This window comes from Gallaecimonas mangrovi, assembly GCF_003367375.1.
GTDB classification, from domain to species: Bacteria; Pseudomonadota; Gammaproteobacteria; order Enterobacterales; family Gallaecimonadaceae; genus Gallaecimonas; species Gallaecimonas mangrovi.
This window is the reverse complement of the sequence record NZ_CP031416.1, coordinates 102,243-122,854: the sequence shown is the minus strand read 5'-3', so window position 1 is coordinate 122,854 and position 20,612 is coordinate 102,243. Positions and strand designations below refer to the sequence as shown.

14 protein-coding genes are annotated in these 20,612 nt (G+C 52.6%); 13 read left to right on the top strand and 1 reads right to left on the bottom strand.

Going from position 1 to position 20,612, the window contains the following annotated elements; genetic code table 11:
• The first annotated feature begins 52 nt into the window (after window positions 1-52).
• The 7 genes from DW350_RS00545 to DW350_RS00515 all read left to right on the top strand — a co-directional run bounded on the left by DW350_RS00545 (window position 53) and on the right by DW350_RS00515 (window position 10,628).
• Entirely contained in the window at window positions 53-904 is an 852-nt protein-coding gene (locus DW350_RS00545; protein ID WP_115716988.1) for an N-acetylmuramidase domain-containing protein, read from the top strand.
• A gap of 351 nt (window positions 905-1,255) precedes the next feature.
• A complete protein-coding gene (locus tag DW350_RS00540; protein WP_115716987.1) occupies window positions 1,256-1,867 on the top strand; it encodes a superoxide dismutase in 612 nt (203 codons plus the stop codon).
• A 194-nt stretch (window positions 1,868-2,061) separates the two neighbouring features.
• Window positions 2,062-6,642 carry a response regulator gene (locus DW350_RS00535; protein WP_192954762.1) on the top strand — a complete coding sequence of 1,527 codons (4,581 nt, stop codon included), beginning with the start codon at window positions 2,062-2,064 and terminating at the stop codon, window positions 6,640-6,642.
• 3 nt (window positions 6,643-6,645) lie between these two features.
• Complete coding sequence (locus tag DW350_RS00530) at window positions 6,646-7,761, top strand: response regulator (protein WP_115716985.1); 1,116 nt, start codon at window positions 6,646-6,648, stop codon at window positions 7,759-7,761.
• Window positions 7,762-7,948: 187 nt separating this feature from the next.
• Window positions 7,949-9,001 carry a porin gene (locus DW350_RS00525; RefSeq protein ID WP_115716984.1) on the top strand — a complete coding sequence of 351 codons (1,053 nt, stop codon included), beginning with the start codon at window positions 7,949-7,951 and terminating at the stop codon, window positions 8,999-9,001.
• A gap of 15 nt (window positions 9,002-9,016) precedes the next feature.
• Window positions 9,017-9,940, top strand: coding sequence for a hypothetical protein (locus DW350_RS00520; protein ID WP_115716983.1), 924 nt, complete (start codon window positions 9,017-9,019; stop codon window positions 9,938-9,940).
• Window positions 9,927-10,628 (top strand): toxin-antitoxin system YwqK family antitoxin, encoded by a 702-nt coding sequence (locus DW350_RS00515; RefSeq protein WP_115716982.1) that lies wholly within the window; start codon window positions 9,927-9,929, stop codon window positions 10,626-10,628. The genes DW350_RS00520 and DW350_RS00515 overlap by 14 nt, the downstream gene beginning before the upstream one ends.
• A 60-nt stretch (window positions 10,629-10,688) precedes the next feature.
• Here DW350_RS00515 and DW350_RS00510 read toward each other — a convergent pair whose 3' ends face one another.
• Entirely contained in the window at window positions 10,689-11,555 is an 867-nt protein-coding gene (locus DW350_RS00510) for a MurR/RpiR family transcriptional regulator (protein WP_115716981.1), read from the bottom strand.
• A 147-nt stretch (window positions 11,556-11,702) separates the two neighbouring features.
• On the opposite strand from DW350_RS00510, the gene dcuC reads away from it, so the two are divergent.
• The 6 genes from dcuC (at window position 11,703) to DW350_RS00480 (ending at window position 20,561) form a co-directional block, all read left to right on the top strand.
• Complete coding sequence (dcuC, locus tag DW350_RS00505; RefSeq protein ID WP_115716980.1) at window positions 11,703-13,064, top strand: C4-dicarboxylate transporter DcuC; 1,362 nt, start codon at window positions 11,703-11,705, stop codon at window positions 13,062-13,064.
• A 2-nt stretch (window positions 13,065-13,066) separates the two neighbouring features.
• Window positions 13,067-14,434: a class-II fumarase/aspartase family protein gene (locus tag DW350_RS00500; RefSeq protein WP_226911362.1), complete on the top strand. Its 1,368-nt coding sequence runs from the start codon at window positions 13,067-13,069 to the stop codon at window positions 14,432-14,434.
• Between the two features lie 218 nt (window positions 14,435-14,652).
• Entirely contained in the window at window positions 14,653-16,119 is a 1,467-nt protein-coding gene (locus DW350_RS00495) for a peptide MFS transporter (RefSeq protein ID WP_115716979.1), read from the top strand.
• Between the two features lie 236 nt (window positions 16,120-16,355).
• Window positions 16,356-17,837 carry an efflux transporter outer membrane subunit gene (locus DW350_RS00490; RefSeq protein WP_115716978.1) on the top strand — a complete coding sequence of 494 codons (1,482 nt, stop codon included), beginning with the start codon at window positions 16,356-16,358 and terminating at the stop codon, window positions 17,835-17,837.
• Window positions 17,834-19,018: an HlyD family secretion protein gene (locus tag DW350_RS00485; protein WP_115716977.1), complete on the top strand. Its 1,185-nt coding sequence runs from the start codon at window positions 17,834-17,836 to the stop codon at window positions 19,016-19,018. Before DW350_RS00490 ends, DW350_RS00485 begins: the two co-directional genes overlap by 4 nt.
• Window positions 19,011-20,561 (top strand): DHA2 family efflux MFS transporter permease subunit, encoded by a 1,551-nt coding sequence (locus tag DW350_RS00480; protein ID WP_115716976.1) that lies wholly within the window; start codon window positions 19,011-19,013, stop codon window positions 20,559-20,561. Before DW350_RS00485 ends, DW350_RS00480 begins: the two co-directional genes overlap by 8 nt.
• The last annotated feature ends 51 nt before the right edge of the window (window positions 20,562-20,612 follow it).

Here is a 20,612-nt window from a genome sequence, read left to right as displayed (position 1 = left end):
CAGCGGCTATGCTTGCTAGAGGCAAAGGCGCCGAGCACTCACGGAGAGAGTGATGTCAAAGACCCTTAGTGCAGCTGTTGGCCGCGGCTGCGACAACCACAGCAGTGATGTTAAAACCGTGCAGTGGCTGCTAAACCACCAACAGTTGCCCGCTTTTAATGTCAGCCTCGCCGAAGACGGCGTTATGGGCCCAAGCACCTTAAACGCCATTGCCCTTTTTCAGCGGTTGGTGGTTGAGATGCAGCACCCGGATGAGCGGGTGGACCCTGACGGTAAAACGCTGCTGCTGCTTAATCGCGGCGTTAACGCCGATACTGCTACCGCGCTGCCGCCCGTTTGCCCGCATCCGCCCTTGCAAGAAACCGACTATCAACAAGCCGCCGCAGACCTCGGCATAGCGCTTGCGGCCCTTAAGGCCGTGGCCGACGTAGAAAGCCAGGGCAATGCCTTTTTACACTCTGGGCGCCCCGTCATACTTTTTGAGGCGCATATTTTTTCGAGACTGACCAACCATGTTTTTGATGCCACCCAGCCGGCGCTTTCCAGCGCCACCTGGAACAGGGCGCTTTATTTGGGTGGCGAACAGGAATATGACCGCTTAACCGCGGCGATGGCGCTTAACAGGGCAGCGGCGCTGCAATCGGCGTCTTGGGGGCAATTTCAGATAATGGGTTTTCATTATTCAGCCGCGGGCTTTAGTGACATTGATGAGATGGTTACAGCGCAATTTACCTCCGCCAAAGAGCAGTTAGCGGCCTTTGTTAGCTTTATTAAAAGCCAGCAACTGGGCCAATACCTGCAAACCAAGCAGTGGGACGACTTTGCCAGAAGATACAACGGCGAAAGCTACCAGCAAAATCACTATGCTGAGCGCCTGCAAGCGGCTTATCAACGTCATTGCTAAGCCATGGCTAGTAGCTACTGCGGCCAAAGGCCGGGGCTTTGTGCAAAGCGGATAAGCCGCTGATTGACGAAAAAGGCCTGGTTATTAAGCGTCACCTAAAACCCTGGTTTGTGAAGATGCCCAAAGCCAGTTGTCGGCCCTAAAGGGAAAATTCTCCGAGCCCAGCAGCCATAAAAAAAGCCGCCTCATGGCGGCTTTTTTGTTCAACGGCGATTATCGCCATCTACTTTACAAAATCACAAATGATAATAGTTATCTTTTAAATAAAAGAAATGAGTGGTTTACTGGTGCTGACACCGCCAGAGTATGCGGCCCTGGCGGCATAACCCTTCACCATAAGGAGTGATGCAGATGGCACATCAATTACCCGCAATTCCTTACGCTTACGATGCACTGGAACCGCACATCGATGCGCTCACCATGGAAATTCACCATTCGCGCCACCACCAAACCTACGTCGACAAACTCAATGACGCCCTTGAGGGCACTGGCCTTGAAGACTGGCCCGTTGAGCAGCTTTTGCGCCAGCTAAGTGACGTACCGCAAGCCAAGCGCCAAGCCGTGATCAACCATGGCGGCGGCCATGCCAACCACTCGCTGTTTTGGACGGTAATGTCAGCACAGGGCGGCGGAACACCGCAACCAAAGCTGGCCAAGGCCATTGACCAGGAATTAGGCGGCTTTGATGCCTTTAAAGCCGCTTTTACCAACGCCGCCGTGGCGCGTTTTGGCTCTGGCTGGGCCTGGCTGTCAGTGACGCCAGACGGCAAACTGGTGGTAGAAAACACCCTCAACCAAGACAGCCCCTTGCTTAACGGCAACACCCCCATCTTGGGGTTAGATGTTTGGGAACACGCGTATTACCTCAAGTATCAAAATAAGCGCCCGGATTACATTAAGGCCTTTTTTAAGGTTATAAATTGGCCACAGGTTGAGCAAAATTATATCGCGGCGCTGGCGTAAATTGTGAATAAAAAAAGGCCGCCGGCGAGCGGCCTTTTTTATTTAAACTTCAAAAAAAACAGTTAAATAGAGATGCGTCAAATTTTCGACGCCAACTGATTGCTAAGCTTTATGGCAGGCCTTAGCCTAAGGAAAAGTCACCGGGCGCCCTACCGGTGATAGCCACAAGGATTTATAACGATGGACCGCTCACTGTGTTGCTGTTAAGTAAGCGTTGTCAAAAGGCAGCATGGCTGATTGCCGGTGCCGCCTTTTTTGCTGTTTTTAGTAGCCAAGCCATATCCGCCGACTTATCACTGACTCCACAAGAGCAGGCCTGGGTTAAAGCGCACCGGCAACTTAAAGTGGGCGCCATAGATGCTGCTCCTTTTGAATTCCAATCACAAAGTGGCGTTTATGAAGGTATTAGCGCCGACATATTAAGCCGCATTGCCGACAAGGCAGGCCTTAACCTGCAGGTACACTTTGATAAGCCCAAGTTACAGCTGCAGGCTTTGCGCGATGGCAACTTGGATGTGATTGCCCAGTATCGTCGTCACGCTAATAGCGAACAAACGCTGCTACTGACCTCACCTTATCTCGAAACGGTGCCAGCGATATTTGGCCGCAGCAACGATGCGCCCATCACTGGCGCCGAACAGCTGTCAACACAGACCGTGGCAGTGCTTAAAGGCAATGGCCTGGTCACCTTGGTACACCAGCGCTATCCGCAGCTGCAAATCAAGGAAGCCCGCGATACTCACCAAGGCTTGGCGATGCTGGCCGCCTCTCAGGCCGACCTTTTTATTGGCCCTAATTTTACTGGCCAATATCTGGCTCACCACGATTTCCCCGGGCAGCTCGCGCGTATTAGTGCCTTTAGCGCTCCCTCAACCACCCTTGCCTTTGCCATAAGTCCTCAGCAGCCGTTATTGCTGTCGATTCTGCAAAAGGGGCTCAATAGCCTCAGTGATGACGACATCAACAGTATTCGCAGCCATTACCTACAAAACATTGTTTCCAGCCAAGCCTTTGCCCTTACCGACAAACAAAAACAATGGCTGGATCAGCACCGCAGCATTCGCTTGGGCATTGACCCTTCCTGGTTGCCGATAGAAGGTTTTTCGAAACAAAATGAATATGTTGGGGTAGGTTCGGAGTACATCAACTGGTTATCGACACTACTGAATGTGCAAATGAAGCCGGTTAAGGGCTTATCTTGGGCGCAGGCTTTAGCGGCTTATAAGGAAGGCAAGGTCGACCTGTTCCCGGCCATGACGCCCAGCGCCGAGCGCCGCAAAGACTACCTCTTTACCGACCCTTACCAAACCCTGCCGATGGTGCTGATAACCCGCGCCAAGGCGCCCTTTATTGCTGGCCTAAATGACCTTAAAGGCAAAAAGGTGGCGGTGGTACAGGGCTATGTTACCCAAGAGTATTTGCAGCAAGACTACCCAAGCATTGAGGTAGTGGGCTTTAGCAATTTAGAAAAGGCCCTGGCGGCTGTTAGTGGCGGTGATGTCGCTGCCGCTTTTGATAACCAAGCAGCCGTTACCTACAACATCCGCCAGCATCAGTTTCATAACCTTAAAATTGCCGCCACCACCCCCTATTCCTTTAAACTGGCCATGGCGGTGCGCAAAGACTGGCCACAGCTTATCCCCATTCTGAATAAAGCCCTGGCACAGCTTACCGACGACCAACGCCAATCTTTTTATGACCGCTGGGTCAATGTGCGCACCACAGAACAAACCAATTGGCAGTTAGTGTGGTTAATTACCTTAGGCATTTTCGCCATTGCGGCGGTCATTGTTGCGGTGATTTTATTCGCCAACCGTAAGCTGGCCAAAGAAGTGGCGCAGCGGGTTAAGGCCCAACACGACATCACCGCCATTAAGGCCGATCTGCAGAATATCTTCGACAGTGCCCAGGTGGGCATCGTCTTGGTTGACGAGCAATTGCACATTGTTCGTTGCAACAAGAGCTTGACCGGCCTTTTAGGCTACGCCGGTCCCTCAACCCTGGTGGGTTGGTCTTTCCCCAAGCTCTTTGCCGAAAAGAACATCAGCTTTAAAGACCTTAACCAACAAATCCGCCAGCAAGGGCAGTTCCAATTCGACCACCAGTTATGTACCGCCGATAACAACCCCATCTGGTGTTCGCTTTCAGCCAAGCCGCTCAGTAGCGAAAGTGACCTGCAAGGCATTCTGTGGGTGGTTGAAAACATCAGCCAGCGCAAGGAAATCGAACTGGCCCGGCAAAGCCGGTTGATGTTCCAGTCGGCCCTTATCGACACCATCCCCTACCCCATTTTCATCAAAGGCACCAACGGCCAATTTGTTGGTTTTAACCAGGCTTATGAGGCCGCTTACGGGGTAAACCGGGACGACCTTATCGGTAAAACGGTGCTCGATTTAACCTATTTGGACCAGCAAGACCGCCAGGCTTTCCACGAAGAAGACATGGCGCTTATTCGCCGCCAGGGCAGTACCAGCCGCGAAATCGTTCAGCGTTTTGCTGACGGTCAAGAGCACCAAGTGCTGTATTGGGTAAGAGGCTTTGGCTTGGCGGACGGCCGCCCGGCGGGGTTGGTGGGGGTTATTGTTGATGTAACCGAACTCAAAATCGCCCAAGAGAAAGCCGAGCAGGCAACCAAAGCAAAATCGGATTTCTTGGCCAACATGAGCCATGAAATACGCACCCCCATGAATGCCATTTTGGGCATGAACCACTTGGCGCTACGCACCGATTTAACCGATAAACAGCGCGACTACCTTGGCAAAATCGATATTGCCGCCAAAGCATTGCTGCGCATCATCAACGACATTCTCGATTTTTCAAAAATCGAAGCCGGCCAGATGAGCCTGGAAAAAACCGACTTTTCCATGGAAAAAGTGCTGGAGAACATGGCCAACCTGGTGCAGCTCAATATTGATAAAAAAGGCCTGGAGCTGCTCTTTGATATCGGTAGTGATGTGCCCGACCACCTGGTGGGTGATCCGCTGCGCCTTGGCCAGGTACTAACTAACTTGGTCAATAATGCGGTTAAATTCACCGAAAAAGGTGAGATTGTGGTGGCAATACAGCGCGAAAGCACCAGCCACAACCAAGTCACCTTGCGCTTTACCGTTACTGACACCGGCATCGGTATGAGCCAAGAGCAACTAAGCCGGCTGTTTCAGTCATTTTCGCAAGCCGATAACTCCACCACCCGTCGCTATGGCGGCACCGGCCTTGGCCTGGTGATTTGTAAAAGGTTGGCGGGGCTAATGGGCGGCAGCACCGGCGTTGAAAGCGAGTTGGGTAAAGGCAGTACCTTCTGGTTTACCGCCCAGTTAGCACTGCCCCAGGTACAAGAGCATAAAGTCACTACCGCCGCCGACTTTAAAGGCCTCAAGGTGCTGGTGGTGGACGACAATCAAGCGTCACTGGATATTCTCAGTAACCTGTTAGGGCAAATGGGTTGCCAGAACGATACCGCCCTTAGCGGCCAACAAGCGCTAGCCATGATGCGGGAAAAAGAATACCAGCTGGTACTGATGGACTGGGCAATGCCGGGTATCGACGGCATTGAAACCTGCCGGCGCATCAATGCCGACCCCGACATCAAAAACGCCCCGAAAGTGGTGATGGTGTCCGCCTACAGCCGCGAAGAGATCATGAATGAGGCGCAAGAAGCCAAGGTAGAAAGCTTTTTGGCCAAACCGGTTAATCCCTCGGTGCTGTTCAACACCATTATGGAAGTCTTTAGCCCCAGTGCCAAAGCGCCAGCGAAACGCCAACACCTTGACCACGGCAACCAATACCACTTCAGCCGCGCGCCGGTACTGCTGGTAGAAGATAACCCCATCAACCAGCAGGTTGCCCAAGAATTGCTAGAACAAGCGGGCCTCGAGGTCACCATTGCCGGTGACGGCCAGCAAGCGCTGGACGCCGTTGCCAAAACCGATTTCAAACTGGTGCTAATGGACATTCAAATGCCGGTAATGGATGGCTTTGAAGCCACTCGCCAGCTGCGCCAACAGAGCGCGTTGGCCGAGCTACCCATCGTTGCGATGACCGCCAATGTGATGGAAAGCGATGTGCAGCAGTGCTTAGACGCCGGTATGAACGCCCACGTCAAAAAGCCCATCGACCCCGACGCACTAATGAGCACCCTCGCGCACTACTTGCCACTGGCCGAAACCCACCAGCAAGCGGTTAAAACCGATAACCACACCATTGGCTTTGAGGATCTTAGCGGCTTTGATATCGACAATGCCCTGCTGCGCCTTGGCGGTAACAGCCAACTGCTACTAAAGCTTTTACAAAACGCCGCGCGCGACGAGCAGCAAACCGCCACCAAGCTCAGCAGCCTTGCCGAAAAAGCCGATACAGACGCCTTAAAATTTGAAGTGCACCGCCTAAAAGGCTTGGCCGGTAACTTGGGTGCCACTGCGCTTTACCAGCACTGCTTAGCCATTGAACCGCAACTGGCCACAGGCAATATCGCCGGTATTGCCGAGCTAACAGCAATCTTACAAGACACCTTGCAAAAGCTCGCCGCGCTTGATGGTAAAGCTGCCGCGGCTAAAGCGCCGGCGTTGCAGCAGCCAGGGCCAGTGTTAGCGCGGCTTGAAGCGCAAATAGATGACTTTGATGTCAATGCCCAGGAAAGCTGCCAGCAGTTGCTTGGCATCATGGCCAGCGGCGTTAAACCCGAATTGGAAAAGCTGGCACGCTGCCTGGACGAATACGACTACGAGCAAGCGAAAGTACATTTACAGGCCGTTGTGGCCGAGGCCATCAAGGATTAACCCATGGACAACGCTCAGTACACCATTTTGATTGTTGATGACACGCCGGCCAATATCGACGTTGCCAAGGAAGTGCTCAAGGAAAGCTACAACGTTCAGGCGGCCATTAACGCCACGTTGGCCCTTAAAATCATTGAACGTAAGGCACCAGACCTTATTCTGCTTGATGTAATGATGCCGGATGTCGACGGTTACCAGTTATGCCAGCAGCTCAAGGCCGACCCCAATACCCAGGCCATTCCGGTGATATTTCTCACCGCTAAAGCCGATATTAAAGACGAAGCCCACGGTTTGGCATTGGGCGCCGCCGATTACATTACCAAACCCTTGAGCCCGCCGATTTTGCTGGCGCGGGTAAAAAACCACTTAGCGCTGGCCCAGGCCCGTAAAGCATTAGAACAACAAAACCAGCAACTGGAAGACAAGGTGCGCGAGCGTACCCACCAGCTAGCCGAGCTGCAGGACGTAGCCATGGTATCGATGGGTGCCCTGGCCGAAGCGCGCGATCCGGAAACCGGCAACCATATTCGTCGCACCCAGCATTATGTGCAGCTTCTGGCCACGGAACTGGCCAAAAAGCCCCAATACGCCGTGGAGCTGACGCCGGAAAATATCACCATGCTCTTTAAATCTGCGCCCTTGCACGACATTGGCAAGGTTGGGGTGCCAGACCATATTTTACTAAAACCCGGCAAACTCACCGACGCCGAATTTGCCGAAATGAAAAAGCACCCCGGGTATGGGCGCGATGCCCTGAATGCCGCCATTGGCACCCTGAATGAAGCCAACAACTTCCTGCGCTACGCCATGGAAATTGCCTACGGCCACCATGAAAAGTGGGACGGCAGCGGTTACCCACAGGGCCTTAAAGGTGAAGATATTCCGCTGTCAGCCCGGTTGATGGCCATTGCCGATGTCTATGATGCGCTGATTAGTGTGCGGGTGTATAAGCCGGCTTTTCCCCACGCCAAGGCCATTGCCATCATGCAAGAAGGCAGGGGTAGCCATTTTGACCCAAGCATTTTTGACACCTTTATCAGCATTGCTGACCAGTTCTACGAGGTGTCCAAAACCTACGCCGATACCGAACTGGACTTCAAACGCTCAGCCCTTTCCTAAGTCTTTGCTGACCCAACAAAAGGCCGGTTAACCGGCCTTTTGTTTTTTGGCTATTGCCGGGAAAGTTCATTTCTCACTCGCCGGGAAACATGCTTTCCCGCCAGTTTCTTGCTGGAAATGCCGTTTAATCTGCCCGGGGCCGAAAAATAGAGCCCCCGCAGCAATAACCAAACAGCAGGAACACACAATGGATAAAAAAATTAAAGTTGCCTCCCTGGCAGTGGCATTAGGCCTGAGCGCAATGTCATCAACGAGCTATGGCGCCACCGTCTACAAAGATGCCGATAACACCCTCGATGTTTATGGCCGTTTGCAGGCGCAAATTGGTAACGGTTGGAACCGCGATGAAGACAGCGGCGCCGAAGCCCGCATGGGTGGCCGTTTGGGTTTTGCCATGTCCCGTTACTTAACCGGCCTTGACGGCACCTTCCTGGAAGGCACCAAGGTGGTGGGCAAATATGAGTGGCAAACCAACACCGAGGAATACGACACCCACAGCAGCGACGGCACCTGGACACCGCGTTACGCCTATTTGGGCCTGAGTAACAAGAAATACGGTGACTTACTGATTGGCCGTACCCAAAACCCGCTGTGGCAGGTCATTAAAATCACCTACAAGTACATTAACTGGACCCCGGATACCAATAGCTACCTGCTTAGCCGTGTCGACAAGTCCTACAGCTTTAACCGCCAAGACGCCACCGTGCAGTGGAACTACACCAACGGCCATAACACCTTCGAATTTGCCCGGGTGATGGGCAATGGCGAGTCTGATGCCCGGGTTGATTACGGCAACATGGCCAGTTACCGCTACGACTACCGCAATGGCGACTTTAAATTCAGCCCAGCTCTGGCTTATAGCGACTTTAAAGCGTCTGCCGATAGCATTGCCGATGAAAACGAGCGTGAGCATCGCCAATACATGGGCGGTTTCGACATGTACTACGGCGACTGGAACCTGGGTGTTACTGCCAACCACCAAACCTTGACCGACTTTGACTACACCAAGCGTGAATTCAACGGTTTTGACTCGATGTTGGCCTACAGCGTTACCAACCGCACCACCATGACCCTGGGTTATTCGTCTATCCGCGAGATCTCGGTTACCCGCAAGAAAGAAGACTGGCGGATGGAGCTGGAGTATCGTCTGGCCAGAAAAACGTATCTGGCAGCGACTTATCTAAGTGACCGTGTGAACGACGAAAACAGCTACCTGCTTGGGCTTCGCTATTACTTCTAACCACAAAGGTGATTTATGAAATATCTTCTCACTTTGTTGGTGGTACTGTGCTCGTTTGGTGCGAACGCTGCGCTGGAACAGGGCTATCACACCTACAATTTCACCATGCCGGCGTCCACCGGGCAGGGCGGCCAGTTGATGAAGATCTGGTATTACAAGCCTTCCCATTACAACGCCAATACCCCGGTGCTGTTTGTGTTTCACGGCCGTAAACGCAATGCCGATGAATACTCAGCCCAGTGGAAAGCGCTGGCAGAAAAATACAACCTGATGTTGCTGGTGCCGGAGTTTTCTAACCGGCTCTATCCCAGCGTCAACGGCTACAACCTGGGTAACGTCTACCACGCGGTAAGCCGCGCCGAGCTGAAAGGCCAGGTGGTTCCCAAGCAGATTAATCCCAAAGATCAGTGGAGCTTTACGCTGCCCAATAAAATCTTTGCCGATTTCCAGCACCGGGAGAAAACCAACGCCAAGCGTTACTACGCCTATGGCCACGGCGGTGGCAGCCAGTTTTTAATTCGCATGCTGATGTTCTACCCGCAGGCCGACATTAAGCTGGCTATCGTCGGTAACCCCGGCTGGTACACCCTGCCCACCCGCGATGAAAGATGGCCCTATAGCATCCAAGGTGTTGATGCCATTAATGCCGAAACCTTAAAGCATTTCTTCGCACTGCCTATCACCTTGATGCTGGGTGACCACGACGACGACTTTAACCATTACCTGTTCCGTAACGCTCCCGAGCCAAACAGAACCGGTATCGACGGACGCTTTGAACGTGGGCATTACTACTTTAAATATGCCGAAGCCGTCGCCAAACAGTTAAAAACGCCGTTTAACTGGAAAGAGCACACCGTCGTAGGTGCTGAACATGACAATTACATCGTTCAGCAAGATGCCATCAAAGTGATTATGGGTGACGTCAATGAAAGCAAGTAATCTGCTTATTGCCTCGCTGTTGGTGTTGGGGTCAAGTTCGGTCTTGGCCAATGACTACACCTTAGGCGCACCAACTTACGCTAACGGAAAAGAAACCACCTATTACCCCGGCGGCCAAGTAAAAGTTGTCGTTGGCGTAACCGGTAAAAAACATTCACGAAATGGTGAAGAAATAGCGTATTACCCAAGCGGTAAGTTGTTATCCAAGGGCGAATATCGCCACAACAAGCCATACGGAAAATACGTGCAGTATTTTGAAAATGGCCAAGTGCGCCTGGAAATTACCTATAACAAAAAAGGTAAATTGACCGGCCCGCTAAAAGAGTATTGGGATAACGGCAAACTGAAAATGACCACCACTTACGAGCGCGGCCGCGCCCGTAATACCGAAGAGGTGGACTACTACCGCAGTGGTGAGGTGAAAAGCCATATTGAGCATGACCACAAAGGCCAGCGTACCGGTACCCGCACCGACTACTTCAAGAATGGCAAGGTCATGCAAACCCTTCCCTACTCGCACTCGTCGCGTGAAGGAATGCGCAAAATCTACAACGAGCAAGGCCAGTTAATTACCGAAGTACAATACCGCCATGATTTGCCGGTATATGCCATTGAATATAAAAATGGCAAACAGGTTGCTAAGGTAACTGATGCAAAAGGATTGCACCCTTACTGGTTAAAAGACTAAAGAAAGTTAATTGTTTCTGTAAGTGGTATTGGCCCCAAATTTAATTGGGGCCCTTTTTATTTATGGAAAGGTATTAAATTCGCCAAATAGCTCTTCCAGTGATTCCATTCTTTCTTTATTTAAATTCTGTTGAGCTATTTTTCGCAGCAATGCTTCAATTAAAACTAAACCACTACTCCGGCTTTGAAATATACTGCGCGTTTTACTGGCAACAATTAACTCAATATCACTATAAGGGCTATAGGGATTTGCCTGAGTATTACTTAATACAATGACCGTTGCCCCTTTCTTTTTAAACCACTTGGTAATTTTTGCCGCTTCAACATTAAAGCGGTAAAACGACACCACAAATAAAACGCTATTTTCATCAACGTCTAATAAGTTATGCGGTAAAAAAGAGGTGTCCAGTGACAGCCGGTGTACGTCAGGGCGCACATAGCGGATAAAGGTCGAAAAGTAGACTGCCAGCGCACCGCTTGATGCCGGGCCAATGATGTAGAGGCTACGCGAGCCGTCAGCTAAGTGGCTGGCAGCCTCATCAAAGTCTTGAGCAGAGATGCTTTCCGAAGAGTCATAGAGATTGTTAACCACATCATGGATGTGGGAGTCGAACATCGGTTCATTTTCTATTTCCATCCCATTATTGGCCGCTTCTAACGGGTAGGGATGTCGCGCTGTTTCCAATGAATTAACAACGGCAATTTTAAACCGGGTATAACCTAAAAATCCGATTTTATTAAGAAAACGGCCAATGGTTGCCTTACTGACCCCACAAGTATTGGCAATATCAGTGATCCCGTAATAGGACAATTCCTTGAAGATCCGCTCGATATAACCGGCAACCTTCAGTTCTGATTCGGGTAGATGCTGCAGTAGGGCCACCTTTTCTTTGTAATCTGCAAGATTCAGGACTTCTGCATCTGGCATAAGTACCTCTTTTTCAGGTGGTTTTTAGTATTGTATTTTGGGAAGAAAGATTTCCCGTTCTCCAATCCATAAGAGCAGGGCAGAATCGGAAAAGCAGAAAATCTCGAACCGCAGTTATAACAAAACATCGCCTTCTAAGGAATAAAGATGATTGCACTACTCTCGGTCCCCATCGTCATCGGCGCGGGTTACTTAGTTATAAAAAAGTATCACACCTCCGCGGTGCTCTTTTTAACCGGCCTTTTAATGATGGCGTTAGGAGAGTTATTCGGCCATAGCGGTTTCCTGCCTAAGGGCCTCGCTTCATCCGGCAGCCAAGTGATCGATCTTTTCCTTATTATTAAATACTTTAGCTCCACTACCTTGGGTAACTTGGGGCTTATCATCATGTCAGTGGGCGGCTTTTCTAAATACATGAACCATATCGGCGCGTCCGATGCCATGGTCAGAGTGACCACCAAGCCGCTGTCTTACATCAAAAATCCCTATGTGATTTTGTCTCTGACCTACTTGCTAGGCCAGGTACTGAACATTTTTATTCCCAGCGCCGTGGGCTTGGCCATGCTGTTGCTGGTGGCACTATATCCCGTTCTCGTTAACGTCGGCTGTTCACCGGCCAGTGCCGCCGCGGTTATTGCCACCACCGCCTGCCTGGATTTAGGGCCCGCCTCTGGCGCTTCTAACAAAGCGGCTGATGTGATTGGCATCGATGCCGCCACCTACTTTGTGCAGCACCAGCTTGCCTATGCACCGGTGGTGATGATTGTCATCGCGCTGCTGCATTATGTGTCGCAGGCTTATTTTGATAAACGCGACTCTAAGCTCGGTAATCTTAAAGCCGTTAATGTGGATAAAGAGGATAAAAAGGCATCACCTAATTGGTTCGCCATTCTGCCGATATTGCCCTTGGCGCTGCTGCTGACCTTCAGCAAATATGCGGTGGCCTCCATCCACATGGACGTGATAACCGCCATGTTCCTGAGCCTGTTCATTTCCATGATCTGCCAGTACCTCTACCAGCGTGACGGCAAGGCAGTTGCACAGTCGCTGTCGGTTTACCTGCAAGGTATGGGCGCCATTTTTGCGTCGGTGGTATCTCTTATTATCGCCGCCCAAACCTTTGTGGCGGGCCTTAAAGCCATGGGCTTTATCGACCTGTTATTGTCGACCTCGCAGCATTTAGGCTTTGGTTATCTGGCCATCACTATTGTGCTGATTGCCATTATCGGCGTCACCGCGATTTTGTCCGGCTCCGGCAACGCCGCCTTCTTTAGTTTCTCAAGCCTGGCCCCAGGGGTTGCTGCCCAAGCTGGGGTGAGCACCGCCGTTATCGCCATGCCAATGCAGCTGGCTGCGGGCCTGTTCCGCTCATTTTCGCCGGTTTCAGGTGTCGTGATCGCTTGCGCGGGGGTGGCTGACATTTCCCCTATGGATTTGGTCAAACGTACCGCCCTGCCAATGATTGGCGGTATTTTAACCCTCATTATTTTGTGTAGTCTGGGAGTCTGAGCATGTCCGTGCCGTCACTTAATGTGTCTATTTTTGATTCCGCGGTGTACTCACCCTTGTTTAGCTACCCGCCAATGCACGAGCTTTGGTCTGATACGGCCATGGTACAAGCCTGGTTAGATTACGAAATTGCGCTGGCATCGGCGCAGGCCCAGCTTGGGGTGATACCGCAAGCTGCGGCAGACGCCATTGCCAAGGCAGCCCGCCTTGAACACATCGACTGGCAGCAGCTCGCCGACGACACCCGCAAGGTGGGTATGGCCGTCAAACCGGTGGTTGACCAAGTTGCCGCCGCCGGTAACGAGCAAGTAAAGCACTACCTGCACTGGGGCAGTACCACCCAAGATTTACTCGATAGCGGCCAGGCCATGCGCTTAGCTAAGGCCTTAGCGCTTATCAAAATGCAGCTGCAGCAGGTGATAAAACAGCTGGCAGCCATGGCAAATACCCACCGCCATACCCTGATGGTGGCCCGCACCAACGCTCAGGATGCGTCGCCCAGCACCTGGGGCTTTCATGTGAGCGGCTACCTCAGTGAATTTTGCCGCCACTACCAACGCCTGGCCCAGATCACCCCAAGAGCCACCACCGGTATGTACGGTAGCGCTATTGGCAACCTGTCATCTGCCGGCCCAAACGGTATTGCCATTCGCAACCTGTTACTGGACAAACTGGGTTTGCCAAGGCCGGTTGGCCAATGGAATGCCAGCCATGACAGCTTGGTGGAAGTAATACAGTTTTTTGCCTTGGTGCATGGCTCATTGCAGCGTATCGCTAACGACGTCGAGCTGATGAGCCGCGCCTCTATCGCTGAATTGCGTGAAGGCGAAGAAGGCGGCGGCTCTAGCACCATGCCCCATAAAGCCAACCCCAGGGCAGCGAACAGCATTCAAGCCATGGCTCGCCTGGGTTGGATGTACGCGTCCAGTGCGCCCAACATGCTAGACCAAACCGATGTACGCTCATCGGCTGCGCGAATGCTGGACTGGTCCTTACTGCCAGAGTCTTGCCTGGCGGTGTCAGGTGCCCTGCACCGGGGTGAAAAAATGCTTACCCACTTGCACGTTAATAGCGAGCAAATGCGAGAGAACTTTAAAGCCTCCCGCCACCTTATTATGTCGGAGTCGGTAATGATGAAGGTGGCCGACAAGGTAGGCCGCGACCAAGGCTACCGGCTGGTCAAAGAAGCCATTGCCCGTCATCAAGACAGCAGCATGCAGCTGGAAGACATTTTGCTCACGTCTCCCGAGCTGATGCAGTATTTCAGTTACGACGAGCTAAAAGCCGCTTGCGACCCCGCCAACCATTTGGGCGCCAATGACGCCTTAATTGACGAAGCGCTGGCCTTTGCCAAAGTTTTACTCGATTAACGAAAAAGTGCTCAATTAACGCCCTTTTCGCGTCTTTTAAGGTTTTTTAACGGCAGGTTATTTTTTATGGGGTTTTTCATTAAAAGCCCCATTTTTATGTGATCAAGATCACTTTAGCTGCCGTGAATGGTTGTCTTTTATGCGGCTTCCACCCAATTTGCTGCGCTTCGCTCGCAGCGCTCCCACAACGGGGTTGAGCTTTTTCTACGGCAGTACCCATGAACATTAAAACAAAGCAACTTTTGAACATCGCCAGCATGACCTTCTGGAGTATGTTCGCCAGCTATACCTTTGCCGGTATCCTCATTGTTTTTCTCACCATGCCAGTGGCCCAGTCTGGCCTTGGCCTGAACGACCATGACGCCTATATGCTTTACGGCGTGGTGCAAGCCATGGGTTACATACTGCCAGTTGTCGGCGGATACCTTGCGGATAAAGTGCTGGGAGTCAGGCGCGCCATGAGCTACGGCGCCTGTATTCTGGCCTTTGGTTTTCTGGCCCTGGTGATTAGCACCCATGCCTTTACCGGCAATATGCGCCAAGCCTTTTTCCTCGCTTATGCGCTGGTGCCTTTGGGCAGCTCTTTGTACATGGGTACAGCGTCAGCGCTGATTGGCCGTATCTTCAAAGACGACGAGCATTCATCCAAGCGCGCGATGACGGTGTACTACATCACCATTAACGTGGGCTCAATGTTGGGTATTGGCTTAGCCCCTTATCTATTGCATTCAAGCTTTGGCCCGATGTCGGTATTTTTGGTGGCCTTTGTCGGCAAGTTTATTGCCTGGCTCAACTTTGCCCTGCGCCGTAAGCTCTACGACGATGTAATGCACGGCGAAGATGCCATGCCTATTGGCATGAAAAAGCTCGGCATTTTAGTGCTTTATTGTGCGGTGGCTTACTTTGTTACCTGCTTCCTGTTCTCCCACGCACATCTGTCGTTCTACCTGATCGGCGCTGCTATCGTGGTGACCTTGCTGGTTTATTTGCTGAAGACCCTGAATTTGAGCGGTGAGATCCGTTCCAAACAGATGTTGTCTATTTACCTGCTGTTAGCGGTATTTGCCTTCTTTGTGCTCTACGCGCAAATGAACACCAGCCTCATTCTGTTCACCAAGAACAATTCCGACCACAAACTGCTGGGCTTTACCCTGTATCCGGCGTCATTCCAGCTGATTAACCCCATTGCCATTATTTTAATTGGCAGCTTTATTTCGAAAATCTACAAGCGCTTCCCGCAGTTCAATATCCCTTACCAGTTTTCGGCGGGCTTGCTGTTGGGCGCACTGGGTATCTTCTTTTTGTACCTGTCGGGTTTTTCCGAACACAACGGCTTGGTCAGCGGCAACTTTGTTGGCCTGGCGTACTTCACACTGACCATTTCGGAGCTACTGATAAGCGCCATCGGCCTGTCGATGATTTCGCTCTATTGCGAAATGGAAATGATGGCCTTTGCCATGGGTGTGTTCTATCTGGTGGTCTCGCTGGCCAACCTGGTATCTGGCAAGCTCAGTGACTTCGTCGCTTTGCCAGAGAAAAAAGTAGCACCACAATTAACGCTGCCGATTTACACCCACTTTTATTCCTACCTGGCGCTGGCCTCGCTTATTTTTGGGGTGCTGTTTTTTGCGGCATCACACCGCTTTAACAAGCGTTTTGCCCGCCGAGGAATTGCACTGCCGTAACGACGCCTAAACTTTAGCCAGCAATTGGATCAATCCCGTAACGCAGTGTCCAGTTGCATCTTTTTTAGGCTCCGGTAGTCTGTGCGAACAGCGTTTTTTTGCGTTAACAAATTAACAAGCCTGGTTGGCGTCAACGTCAACCAGGCTTGTGTGGTTTCTTGGCCAAGCTATGTATAACTTTCCTAAAGTAATTCAATGTTCTGGCTGATTTTTCCGTCTTAAACGGTGCACTTTAAATGCAGAAGGTTTCAGGAACACGCCTCCAACGGGCCGCCTGGCTAGGGCTAACACTGGTATTACTGGCTGGTTGCTCAGCACCGGCCCGTAAAAAACCCGAGTTTCAACTTCGAAACGAAGCGCCTCTGGCAGGGTTACCCACCAACGCGCCGGGCTGGCCCGCTGCCGATTGGTGGCACACCTTTAACGACCCCCAGCTCAACAGCCTAATGGCCCGCGCCATCTCTGATGCGCCCAGCCTGCAAACGGCGCTGGCGCGGTATCAGCAAGCCATGGCCGAAGCCGGCTACAAAAGGGCGGATAAAAACCCGGAGCTAAAGGCCTCGGGTAACCTGGGCGCCGGGGTAAGCCACTACGATATCGACACTGACGGCACCGATACCAGCGACACCAGCAACGTGCTGGCCGGCGTTGGCATGCTTAACTTCAGCTGGGACCTGGACCTGTGGGGCAAAAAAGAAGCGATATTGATGCAAGCCATCGATACCGCCCATGCCCAAAAGGCCAGCCAAGCCGCGGCCCTTGCCTCTTTGCAATACAACTTGGCGAGCCTTTATTTTAATTGGCAAACCGAAGCTGCCCGGCTGAACGTTCTTAAAAACAGTGCTGCTGTAGCCCGTGAATACTTGCGGGTAGTCAAAGTGCGCATTAATGCCGGCGTTGAAGAAGACAGCAGTCTTGATAAAGCCAGGGCGCAACTGGCACAAATTCGCCAACAGCAAGCCATGCTCGAAGGCCAGCAGCGCATTTATCACGCGCAAATTGCCGCCTTAATGGGGGTTAGCGAAGAAGAGCTGGGCCCGTTAACAGCCAAAGCGTTGCCGAAGCCAGCCGGTTCAGTGCCGCAAAATGCCAAGCTGGGCCTTATTGCCCGCCGCCCCGACATCGTGGCGGCACGTTGGCAGGTTGAAGCCGCCAACCAAGGCATTAACGAAGCCCGGGCCTATTTCTACCCCGATGTTAGCCTTTCCGGCATTGGCGCTTTGCTCAAAGTCTTCCCGGCCCTTGGTTCTAGCACCGATGTAACCGGTGCTGTGGGTAACGTTGGCCCAGCCATTAGCTTGCCCCTCTACAACGGCGGCCGCCTTGATGCCGGGTTGGCATCAAGCGATGCCAAACGCAACACCGCCATTGCCAGTTACAACCAAACCGTGGTTGAAGCGGCGGGTGACGTGGCGCAAGCCGTGCTGACTATCGAGCAGTTAGCCAACGCTTCAAAAGAGCTTAATAAACAATGGCAAGCGGCCGACTCCCAGCTTATCCGCGCTAAGGCTCGGGTAGAAAAAGGGGTTGATGACCCTCGCCAAGCCCTGTCTGCCGAACTCAGCCTTAACAACGAAAGCGACAGCCGTATTCAACTGCAAGCCCAGCGCCTTGGCGCCCAGTTGCAGCTTATTCACCAATTGGGTGGCGGCTATCAAGGCCCCGCGCCAGACGCCTACACCACCACCAAAACTTCTGCCTCTGAGGACGTGAAATGACAGAGCAGCAAAACACCGAACAACAGCAGCCGCAGGAAGAAAAGGCCAATAACAGCAAGCGCCGCAAGGTACTGGGCACTATTGCGATTATTTTTGTGCTGCTAGGGGCAGGCTGGTACGCCTATGACCGGCTGGTTTTGGCCTATGAAGCCGAAACCGAAGATGCCTATGTCAATGGTGACCAAATTAGCATTTCCAGCCGCAGTAACGGTACCGTAACCGCCGTTTATGCCGACAACACCGACCTGGTGAAAAAAGGCCAGCTGCTGGTAAAACTGGACCCGGTTGACACCCAGGTGCAATTGGCCCAAGCCAAAGCCAAATTGGGCGAAGCGGTGCGCCAAGCCCAAGCCAGCATTGCCCAAGCTAACGAAGCCGACGCGGCAGTGGTGCAAAACAAAGCCAGTTACGACCGCGCTTTAGCCGACTACCAACGCCGCGAACCGCTGTTAGCGCAGCGCGCCGCCGCCAAAGAAGACGTCGATTCTGCCCGCCGGCAAATGGAAGCGGCCAAAGCGGCGTACGAGCAAGCCAAGGCCAGTGCCCGCGCTGCCCACGTCGCCGTAGACGGCATGACTGTGAAGCAATTTCCCAGCGTAGAGCAGGCCAAAGCCAGCTACGTGAGCGCCTGGATAGACAACAAACGCCACGTGATTTTGGCCCCCGCCGACGGCTACGTGGCCAAGCGCAACGTGCAAGTTGGCCAGCACATTCAAGCCGGGCAAACCCTGCTGACCGTGGTGCCGCTGCATCACACCTGGATTGATGCCAACTTCAAGGAAACCCAGATAGCCCACCTGCGGGTTGGCCAGCCGGTAACCATTGAAGTCGATGCCCACAGCGATATGACCTATCACGGTAAGGTGCAGGGTTTGGCAGCCGGTACCGGTAGCGTGTTCTCGCTGCTGCCGGCAGAAAACGCGACCGGTAACTGGATCAAAGTAATTCAGCGCCTGCCGGTGCGTATTGCCATTGACCAAGCCGATCTCGATAAAAAGCCGTTGCAGTTAGGCCTTTCAACCACCGTAACCGTTGATACACACGACCGCTCTGGCGCGGCACTTGCCACCAAGGCGGTGGATCAGATGGTCATGGGTACAGACATCTATCAAGGCCAGCTAGCAGCAGCCGATGCCGACGCCCAAAGCGTGATTAACGCCAACCTGGTGGCCAATGACTAACTTCTTTAACCGAGAGCAAAGCGGCGAGCCACTGCACGGCCCGTCGCTGATTGCCCTAACCGCCGGGGTGGCGCTGGCCACCTTTATGGAGGTGCTGGACATCTCCATCGTTAACGTATCGGTGCACACCATTGCCGGTAACGTTGGGGTGAGCGCCTCGGAAGGTACCATGGCCATCAGCGCTTATTCGCTGGCCAGCGCCATTATGCAGCCGTTAACCGGCTGGATAGCACGCCGCTTCGGCGAAGTGCGTACCTTTGCCTTCTCGGTTGGGCTGTTTGTGCTGTTTTCCTTTATGTGTGGCTTGTCGACCAGCATGGATATGCTGATCTTCTTCAGGCTGCTGCAAGGGGCGGTATCGGGGCCGATGGTGCCGCTGTCGCAAACGCTGCTAATGAACAACTACCCGCCGGAGCGAAGGCCTATTGCCTTGGCACTGTGGGTCATGATGGTGGTAATAGCGCCGGTATTTGGCCCGATATTGGGGGGCTGGATAACCGACAACTTCTCCTGGCCGTGGATCTTCTTCATCAATATTCCGGTGGGGATCTTCGCGCTGGTGGTCACCATGAGCCTGCTGCGAAAACGCGAAACCAAAACCGAACATTCCCCAATTGATGCCATCGGTTTGGTGCTGCTAACCGTGGGTGTGGGCTCGTTGCAGTTCATGCTGGATAACGGTAACGACAAAGACTGGTTCTCGTCTAACCTCATCACCACCCTGGCGGTCATCGCGGTGGTGTGTATCACCTTCCTTATCGCTTGGGAGCTGATGCACAAAAACCCGGTTATCGACCTAAAGCTGTTGGGCCGGCGCAACTTTTTAGCTGGCGTGGTGTGTTTGTCAGCCGGGATGTTCGCCTTTTTCGGCGGCACCGTGGTACTGCCTACCTGGCTGCAAACCACCATGGGCTACACCGCCACCTGGGCCGGTTTTGCAGTAGCGCCGGTGGGGCTGGCGGCCATTTTTATGTCGCCGATAATCGGTGCCAACCAGCACAAGTTTGACTTGCGGGTGCTCAACACCCTCGGCTTTGCCATTTTTGCCATCTCCATGTTCTGGATGGCAACCGCCTCCACCACCATGAGCTTTGACCACGTGGCCTTGCCGCGTTTGGTACAAGGTTTTGGTATTGCCATGTTCTTTGTGCCGGTTAACCAGATCATTTTGTCTGGCCTACCACCCGAAAAACTGGCATCGGCGTCGGGCATGTCGAACTTCTTTCGAACCCTGGCAGGCTCGGTTTCCACGGCGGTCAGTACCACCCTTTATGACCACAGAACCATCTTCCACCATGCCACCCTAGTACGGCATGTTCAGGAAGGTGACCCCAACACCGAAGCCTATCTCAATACCATTGAGCAAAGCGGTATGCCCAGTCAGTCAGCCGATGCCTACGTAAACCATATGGTTAACCTGCAGGCGCAAACTCTGGCTCTTAACGACATTTTCTGGATGTTTGGCATCATTTTCCTGGCCATTACCGTGATCATTTGGTTTGCCAAGCCGCCCTTTGGGGCCGGTGGTGGCGGTGGACACTGACAGAAAAAAGGGTCTTCGGACCCTTTTTTGTTGGCTATCAGTTGCTTGGCT

Excerpts from the sequence above, each read along its gene's own strand:
- DW350_RS00495 (WP_115716979.1), top strand. The coding sequence starts at position 14,653 with ATGAACATTAAAACAAAGCAACTTTTGAACATCGCCAGCATGACCTTC.
- DW350_RS00515 (WP_115716982.1), top strand. The coding sequence starts at position 9,927 with ATGAAAGCAAGTAATCTGCTTATTGCCTCGCTGTTGGTGTTGGGGTCA.
- DW350_RS00490 (WP_115716978.1), top strand. The coding sequence starts at position 16,356 with ATGCAGAAGGTTTCAGGAACACGCCTCCAACGGGCCGCCTGGCTAGGG.
- DW350_RS00525 (WP_115716984.1), top strand. The coding sequence starts at position 7,949 with ATGGATAAAAAAATTAAAGTTGCCTCCCTGGCAGTGGCATTAGGCCTG.
- DW350_RS00540 (WP_115716987.1), top strand. The coding sequence starts at position 1,256 with ATGGCACATCAATTACCCGCAATTCCTTACGCTTACGATGCACTGGAA.
- DW350_RS00480 (WP_115716976.1), top strand. The coding sequence starts at position 19,011 with ATGACTAACTTCTTTAACCGAGAGCAAAGCGGCGAGCCACTGCACGGC.
- DW350_RS00530 (WP_115716985.1), top strand. The coding sequence starts at position 6,646 with ATGGACAACGCTCAGTACACCATTTTGATTGTTGATGACACGCCGGCC.
- dcuC (WP_115716980.1), top strand. The coding sequence starts at position 11,703 with ATGATTGCACTACTCTCGGTCCCCATCGTCATCGGCGCGGGTTACTTA.
- DW350_RS00520 (WP_115716983.1), top strand. The coding sequence starts at position 9,017 with ATGAAATATCTTCTCACTTTGTTGGTGGTACTGTGCTCGTTTGGTGCG.
- DW350_RS00510 (WP_115716981.1), bottom strand. The coding sequence starts at position 11,555 with ATGCCAGATGCAGAAGTCCTGAATCTTGCAGATTACAAAGAAAAGGTG.
- DW350_RS00500 (WP_226911362.1), top strand. The coding sequence starts at position 13,067 with ATGTCCGTGCCGTCACTTAATGTGTCTATTTTTGATTCCGCGGTGTAC.
- DW350_RS00485 (WP_115716977.1), top strand. The coding sequence starts at position 17,834 with ATGACAGAGCAGCAAAACACCGAACAACAGCAGCCGCAGGAAGAAAAG.
- DW350_RS00545 (WP_115716988.1), top strand. The coding sequence starts at position 53 with ATGTCAAAGACCCTTAGTGCAGCTGTTGGCCGCGGCTGCGACAACCAC.